Raw genomic sequence first — 7,314 nt, 5'->3', positions numbered from 1 at the left:
GTTCCATATCCTAACTTCATCTATAGAGCCATTGAAATAACCTTGATTGTATTGAGGTCTATATCCAATCGCCAAAGGTTGCGTAGAAGCTGATACTGGATAATCAGCGAAAGCAGATGTGTTTAAAACTCCATTTACGTAAATCTTAAGAATGGAACCGTCAAAAGTCATGGCAATATGCGACCACGTATTTAAACTAACCGCATTAGGGTTTGTTGAAACAAGAACTGCGTAGGGTGCAGTGGTAGTTCCATAACCTACTTCTGCAGTTACAACTCCCCCGTTACCTACACTTAATGCATACCCATCATTATCTTGGAATCCGGTATTTATGCGTGTCACCACCGCATTACTTGTATTCGCTCCACCAAAATAAGTTGGTCTTATCCATGCTTCAACCGTTAAAGCATTCCCTGTAACAGCTGTTGAACTATTTGTTCCACAATCTACATAATCGTTAGCGCCATCAAATTCTAAACCTACTTGTGCTTGGGATACCCCCAATAAGAACAGGCTTAAGGTTGTACAAATGTATTTTAATTTCATCTTAATAAGTTACAATCTTTTATTTAAATACTTAATTAAATTGGGTAATTATTTAGAAACAACATATAATAATTCTGTTGGACTAATACGCATGCGTTCAATTTTATCCATAGTAAAATGTTTTGTTGGATCGTATTCTTCTACCTTAAAACCAGCTTCTCTGAGCCAATCTGGATAATCCAATGCGAATAGGCGAACATGATCTTTTTGCCAAAAGTGTTTTTCTCTTTCTTCTGGTGAAGTTATGCTTGGATCTTCATAGGTCTTTTCCCTATTAATATCCTGTGGAACCTGCATTATACCCCACCCACCAGGTTTCATTACGCGGTGCAATTCTCGCATACATTGTTTAGCATCATCCACGTGCTCTAATACGTGATTACAGAAAACAACATCAAATCGATTGTCTTCTAAAGGAATATTGTGCAAATCAAAGTGCATATCTGCAATTGGAGAAACCAGATCACCGGTTAAGTAATCAAGGTTCTTTTGCTTTTTAAACCTGCTGTGAAAACACTGCTCTGGTGCAATGTGCAAGACTTTTAGATCATCCGTAAAGAAATTGCTTTCATTCTTTAGGTACAGCCACATTAATCTATGGCGCTCTAAAGTAAGGTCGTACGGACAAAGTACATTTTCTCTGTGCGCAACATTAGATCCGTAGGAAAGGAACTTACTAAAACTCTTTTCACAAACCGGACATTCCACCTTATTTCCTTTGTACAATAAAGGCGCAACCATCTTAAAAGGATAACTTAAACGTATCAATAAGGGACGCGGTAATTTATTGAGTAAATACTTATATAGTTTTTTCATGATTTTATTAATTATTGCAAAGCCTCACAAAAATAGAAACTTGTGCGACAGTTTAAAGCAATAGCGAATAAAAAGCAGGAAATCTATCATTTTTTCTACATTCGCAAAAATGGAAATTACGATGAATAGCAAAGCACCAATCGCACAGAAAAAAGCCCATAAAATCACAACAAATGGTCACACAAGAACAGATGATTATTTCTGGATGAACCAACGCGACAATGCAGAAGTTTTGGCCTACATCAATGCTGAAAACAATTACGCTAATTCATATTTCGAGGACACCCAAAAAACGCAAGAAGAAATTCTTGAAGAGTTCGAGCAAAATATAGACCCCAACGATAAAGGTGCTCCTTTTTACATGGAAGGAAATTGGTACCAAAGAGAGAATTTAGCCGAAAAGGATTACCCCATTTATTACCGACTAAAGGACAATCAGAAACTGCTTTTCTTAGACGAGAATGAAAGAGCACAAGGTCATAGTTACTATAACTTAGCGGCTTGGCTCCCCTCTCCTAACAATGAACTATTAGCATTGGCAGAAGACACTGTCGGAAGGCGACAATATCAAATACGCTTCAGGAACAATGCTACGAGTTATTTTCTGGAGGACACAATAGAAAACACAGACGGAAGTGTTGTATGGTCCAACGATAACACCTATGTTTTCTATGTTAAAAAAGACCCCGAAACACTGAGAGAATTTCAGGTTTACAGGCACAAAATAGGAACGGATGTTTCAACAGACCAACTCGTTTTTGAGGAGTTAGATGAACGTTTTTACGTTTTTATTGGAAAGACTAAAGACGATAAATTCATTCAAATAAACCTCTACTCTTCAACGCGTTCAGAAAGTTATTTAATAGACGCCAACAACCCTTTGCAGGCTCCTGTAGTCTTCTTTGAGAAAGAAAAAGATCACCTCTACGAGGTGGAATCTTTCCAGAACGGATATATCGTATTATCAAATAAAAATGCGCTAAATAACGAACTTAGGTTCTACCCCAAACATCCATCCATTGATAAAAACTATGAAATATTAGTAGCGCATGATGAGCAGGTACTTTTAGAAGAATTTAGCGTTTTCAAGGATTACCTTGTTGTGGTTTCAAGAGAAAACGGACTCCGTAGTATTACCCTTATTAATTGGAGTGATAAATCAACACATAAAATTAATATGAATGAAGAGTGCTACAGCATAGGACTCTTTGTAAACGAAGACTTTAATAGCAATATCTTATACTACAGCTATAATTCAATGACTACACCTCCGAGTGTATTGGCCTACGATATGGCATCGAATAAAGAAAGTGTTCATTTCGTAAAAGAGGTACCTAACCCGGCTTTCAACGCCTCAGATTACACTTCTCAAAGAACTTGGGCTATCGCAAACGACGGTACCAAAATTCCTATTTCTTTGGTTCACAGAAAGGATGTAGAAATAAGTAAAGCACCTTTACTATTGTACGCTTATGGATCCTATGGAATCACCATTCCAACTACGTTTAGCGCCTATAGGTTAAGTTTACTCAATAGAGGATTTGTATTTGCTATTGCTCATATTAGAGGAGGTAAATACATGGGAGAAAAATGGTACCAAGATGGTAAATGGCTGAAGAAAAAGAACACATTTACTGATTTCATTAATTGTGCAGAACACTTAAAACGCAACCATTTCTGTAAACCGGATGGTCTTTATGCACAAGGTGGCTCTGCAGGAGGAATGCTCATGGGTGCTATTATAAATATGGCCCCTTATCTCTTTAATGGAATTATAGCGCAAGTACCTTTTGTAGATGTGGTTACCACCATGCTAGACGAATCAATTCCTTTAACTGTGGGTGAATTCGAAGAATGGGGAAATCCAAAAGAAGAGGATTATTACCAATACATGTTGAGCTATTCACCCTACGATAATGTTCAAGCAATGCACTACCCTTCAATGTTTGTTTCTACCGGATATCACGATAGTCAGGTACAATACTGGGAACCGCTTAAATGGATAGCTAAGCTTCGAGCCTTAAAACAAGACAGCAATACCTTAATTTTTGATTGTAATATGGATGCTGGACACAGTGGAGGAAGCGGTAGAAGTACAGAACGTAAAGAAATCGTTAAAAACTACGCTTACCTTTTAAAGGAAGAAAATTTAATTGCATAGAAATATTAAATAAAGATTATTAGGAGGTTAAACCTTCCTATTTTACTTTTGTGTCGGTGAAAATTATCGGATGTATATCAATGATTTTGATGGCTCTAATTACTTGTACAGTAAGTAGATCTCAAGACTTACCTTATGAAATGCATAAGGACAAGATTATTGTTCATCCTAGTGTGGGGTTTAGAACAGCTCCCTTCTCTTTAAAATCAGAATTTAACCCAGAGGTTGACCGCATCAATTATCGCCCCAACTTAAATGCGATTGCGGGTATTGGAATGACCTATAAATGGTTCAGTTTTAACCTGCGTTTTAAACTTCCTGGATACATAAGAAATACGGAGAAATACGGTAAAACTGAGTATTTGGACCTAAGTGCTTCATTTCCTTGGAAGGGATGGTTTTTTAACGGAAACATTAACGGTTATAAAGGTTTCTCTATAAAAAATGCCACAAATATAGACCCTTCTTTAGGGAATCAACATTCCAATAACAAAACTCAAAACGCTACACAAAATTCGTCGGTATCAATTGCAGCTTGGAGGTTTTTCAACCCAGATTTTAAGGTTAAACCTGCTATGGGGATTGCCGGTAGATATACTGCCCAGGCTCACTCATTTTATATCAAACCAACCATAGACGTTCACGGTGTTTCAGATCCCGATCATATTATTCCTTACCAATTTTTCGACACCACAATCTCTGTATACCGAGCTCAAAACCTTAGTTCTATAGACATGGGCGCTGTTCCTGGATTTGCTTATGTAAACAATATAAATGGCTGGCAATATGGTGGGTGGGCTGGTTTAGGAGGTGTAATTCAAACCAAATTCTTCAGTGCAGAAAAAGTGGCCCGTGGTTTTCTCGGACTTTCACCCCGTGTTGATATCAATGTAAAAGGTGGCTATAATGTTGACGACTGGTTTGTGATGCTCAATGCTCAATACAACAACAAACGCATACGTTTTAATCAACTGAGTTATAGACAATCGTACTATTCTTTCACCATTACGGGAGGATATCGATTTAAATACAAAAAGAAACCAAAAGATGACGCTTAACATCAACGCCTTCTTCTTAGAAGTTGACGCCATTCAAACCATCGTATTTATTCTCTTTTTACTACTTGCAATCTTATGGTTTAAAAACTACTTTGAGAGTGCGTTTTGGACCAAGGGAGAAATTCCCCCTAGTTTTGGTAAATCTAAAGAAAACTTAATAGAAATCCTCATTGCTTTATCCTACAACGTAATGAAATTGCAACGTGAAGGATATAGAGAAAAGCAACAATACCTATATGATTACTTAAAGAAATTCAACTATTTTGAAGATACCACTGAATTTCTGAACTCGTTCAAGGGAACTAAAAATATGCCCTTGAAATCAGCGAGCATTGTGAAATGGATCAATAAGCACTACCCCGATGAAAATCAAAAAGTAAACATCACTTACTTCATTGCAGGTCTTTGTTTTCAAGATGGAGAAATTTCACCTAGAGAAATGAAATACCTTCATACCTTTACAAGAGGTTTAAGAATTGGGCATCACTTTGAAGCCATCATTGGTACTTATAAGCAAAAGGAAAGTGAGAAAAAACATTACAAATATCGAAACACCAAAACATCTACATCTCACAATAACAACCTTGTATTTAAAATTTTAGAAATACATCCTACTGAAGATTTTGCAGAAATCAAGAAAGCCTACAGAAAATTAGTTAAAATTCATCACCCAGACCGATTAACAGACGCTTCCGAACTAGAAATCAGTATAGCCCAAGATAGGTTCATTGAAATTCAAAAAGCCTACGAAATATTGGAAAAACGTTACGCATAAACCTGGTTTTCCTCCTTGAAAATCGGCCAGTTTCCTTATATTTAGGGCATGGATAAATTAAAAGTTATTGAGTGTCCAAGAGACGCTATGCAAGGGCTACATGATTTCATACCCACGGACCTTAAAGTGCAGTACATTAATCAGCTTTTAAAAGTAGGGTTCGACACCATTGATTTTGGAAGTTTTGTTAGTCCAAAAGCGATTCCACAAATGCGCGACACGGCAGAGGTTCTAAAGCAACTCGATTTATCACAAAGTATCTCCAAATTATTAGCAATTGTTGCCAATAAAAGAGGAGCTACAGACGCAAGTCAATTTGAAGAAATAGATTATTTAGGTTACCCTTTCTCTATTTCAGAAACCTTTCAACAAAGAAACACCAATGCTAGTATAGAGGAGAGTCTTGGACGTTTAGAAGAAATTGTAAACATCACACAAAAAGCGAAAAAGGAACTGGTTGTATATATTTCTATGGGCTTTGGAAACCCTTATGGTGATGCATGGTCGCCAGAATTAGTTACACAATGGTCAGAACGACTATATAAAGAATTCGGGATAAACATCTTGGCTTTATCAGATACGATAGGTGTTGCTAATCCTGAAATTATCACACAACTTTTTACCACCCTTCTCCCTGCCTTACCAGAGGTTGAATTTGGTGCTCACCTACATTCTACACCTACAGAATATGCAGAGAAAGTTAAAAGTGCTTACGAAGCAGGCTGTAGACGTTATGATGGAGCTATCAAAGGATTTGGCGGATGTCCTATGGCCAAAGATGATTTAACGGGGAATATGCCAACAGAGGGAATGCTACACTGGTTTGACAAAAATGGAATTGATACTGGCTTAGATTTCGATGCGTTTAGAGATAGCTTAGAGTTAAGTTTACAAGTATTTCCAGTTTAAATAAAAACTCATGAAACTTTTAAGTCTTTTTGCGCTATTAAGTTTAGGATTTGGACTTCAAGCCCAAACTAAGAAACTTACAGATTTCTCTGAATTGAAAATAAGTGGTCGTATGGAAGCTACGCTTTACGCCAGTGATTCTAACTACCTAGAAGTTCTCAACAAAGGAAAAGATGTAGATTTAGAAAAACTGGAGTTAATTTATAAAGGCGATGAATTGGTGATTAAATACTTGGGCTCCACTTTAATGAAAAAAGACATTAAGTTGGCAATTTACACCAAGGGACTGCAACAAATTAGTGCAAACCAAGGTGCGACAATCACCAGTGATGATTCATTAATTCATAAGGGTGAAAAGTTGAACTTAGAGGTATTTGCCGGCGGAACGATAGATGTTTCAGTTTCTACAAAATGGATAGAAGCCAACATTAACCAAGGAGGTTCAATTAGTCTTAAAGGCAATACAGATTACTTAGATTTATCCATAGCAACTGGAGGTTATATAGCAGCTTCATTTTTAGCAGCGAAAAAAATAAAAGCCGAAATAAAATTTGGTGGTGAGATAATATGTCACCCCACAGAATACCTCGACGCCAAAATAGTAAGTGGTGGTGTAATCAATTACAAGGGTAATCCTGAGGTAAAGAAAAAGATAAAATTAGGTGGTAAAGTTATTCAACTATGAATCTGAAAAACAAAACATTAAGTACTTTATTATTAAGTATTACTTTAATAGGTTGCACACCTTCTGAACAAGAAGATAAAGTGATTATCGAAACACAAGACGATGTCGTTGCCGTAGAGGCAGTTCCTGAGAAAAAAGCACCGGAAGGAAGTATTGAAATATCCACAAGCTTTGAAGACTCAACTTTTCGCGATAGCATAGAAAGGGAGTTATTGAATGAAATCAATATATGTTTTGATAGTCTTCAACCTGACCCAAGAAAGGAAGGTATGTCCTTATGCTCACCGGAAAACTTTGCCTTTTATACATATTCTGATAAAATCAGTTTGGAAAATGGATTTTTACTGCAAGTTAAAGCGGGTGT

8 protein-coding genes are annotated in these 7,314 nt (G+C 36.8%); 6 read left to right on the top strand and 2 right to left on the bottom strand.

The window, feature by feature from the left end; genetic code table 11:
* Both R3333_RS11000 and R3333_RS10995 read right to left on the bottom strand, forming a co-directional pair.
* The coding region (locus R3333_RS11000; RefSeq protein ID WP_318958830.1) for a LamG domain-containing protein at positions 1-546 on the bottom strand (546 nt) is incomplete at its 3' end.
* A gap of 48 nt (positions 547-594) precedes the next feature.
* Positions 595-1,362 carry a class I SAM-dependent methyltransferase gene (locus R3333_RS10995; protein ID WP_318958829.1) on the bottom strand — a complete coding sequence of 256 codons (768 nt, stop codon included), beginning with the start codon at positions 1,360-1,362 and terminating at the stop codon, positions 595-597.
* 121 nt (positions 1,363-1,483) lie between these two features.
* On the opposite strand from R3333_RS10995, the gene R3333_RS10990 reads away from it, so the two are divergent.
* From R3333_RS10990 to R3333_RS10965, 6 genes are all read left to right on the top strand, one after another.
* Entirely contained in the window at positions 1,484-3,523 is a 2,040-nt protein-coding gene (locus R3333_RS10990) for a S9 family peptidase (protein WP_318958828.1), read from the top strand.
* An 89-nt stretch (positions 3,524-3,612) separates the two neighbouring features.
* On the top strand, positions 3,613-4,581 hold the full coding sequence (locus tag R3333_RS10985) for a DUF4421 family protein (protein ID WP_318958827.1): 969 nt from the start codon (positions 3,613-3,615) through the stop codon (positions 4,579-4,581).
* Positions 4,571-5,356, top strand: coding sequence for a DnaJ domain-containing protein (locus tag R3333_RS10980; RefSeq protein ID WP_318958826.1), 786 nt, complete (start codon positions 4,571-4,573; stop codon positions 5,354-5,356). Before R3333_RS10985 ends, R3333_RS10980 begins: the two co-directional genes overlap by 11 nt.
* A 48-nt stretch (positions 5,357-5,404) precedes the next feature.
* The gene (locus R3333_RS10975) at positions 5,405-6,265 is read left to right on the top strand and encodes a hydroxymethylglutaryl-CoA lyase (protein ID WP_318958825.1); all 861 of its coding nucleotides are present in this window, start codon (positions 5,405-5,407) and stop codon (positions 6,263-6,265) included.
* A gap of 10 nt (positions 6,266-6,275) precedes the next feature.
* Positions 6,276-6,950, top strand: a complete 675-nt coding sequence (locus R3333_RS10970; protein ID WP_318958824.1) for a head GIN domain-containing protein — start codon at positions 6,276-6,278, stop codon at positions 6,948-6,950.
* On the top strand, positions 6,947-7,314 hold a 368-nt coding region (locus tag R3333_RS10965; RefSeq protein ID WP_318958823.1), incomplete at its 3' end, for a hypothetical protein. The genes R3333_RS10970 and R3333_RS10965, both read left to right, overlap by 4 nt.

The sequence above is a fragment of the Lishizhenia sp. genome, from assembly GCF_033720595.1.
Taxonomy (GTDB): Bacteria; Bacteroidota; Bacteroidia; order Flavobacteriales_D; family Crocinitomicaceae; genus Lishizhenia.
This window is presented reverse-complemented; position numbering and strand designations above follow the sequence as displayed.

What these genes read in the sequence shown, in the direction of transcription:
- R3333_RS10995 (WP_318958829.1), bottom strand. Translation starts at nt 1,362, where the DNA reads ATGAAAAAACTATATAAGTATTTACTCAATAAATTACCGCGTCCCTTA.
- R3333_RS10985 (WP_318958827.1), top strand. Translation starts at nt 3,613, where the DNA reads ATGGCTCTAATTACTTGTACAGTAAGTAGATCTCAAGACTTACCTTAT.
- R3333_RS10970 (WP_318958824.1), top strand. Translation starts at nt 6,276, where the DNA reads ATGAAACTTTTAAGTCTTTTTGCGCTATTAAGTTTAGGATTTGGACTT.
- R3333_RS10980 (WP_318958826.1), top strand. Translation starts at nt 4,571, where the DNA reads ATGACGCTTAACATCAACGCCTTCTTCTTAGAAGTTGACGCCATTCAA.
- R3333_RS10975 (WP_318958825.1), top strand. Translation starts at nt 5,405, where the DNA reads ATGGATAAATTAAAAGTTATTGAGTGTCCAAGAGACGCTATGCAAGGG.
- R3333_RS10990 (WP_318958828.1), top strand. Translation starts at nt 1,484, where the DNA reads ATGAATAGCAAAGCACCAATCGCACAGAAAAAAGCCCATAAAATCACA.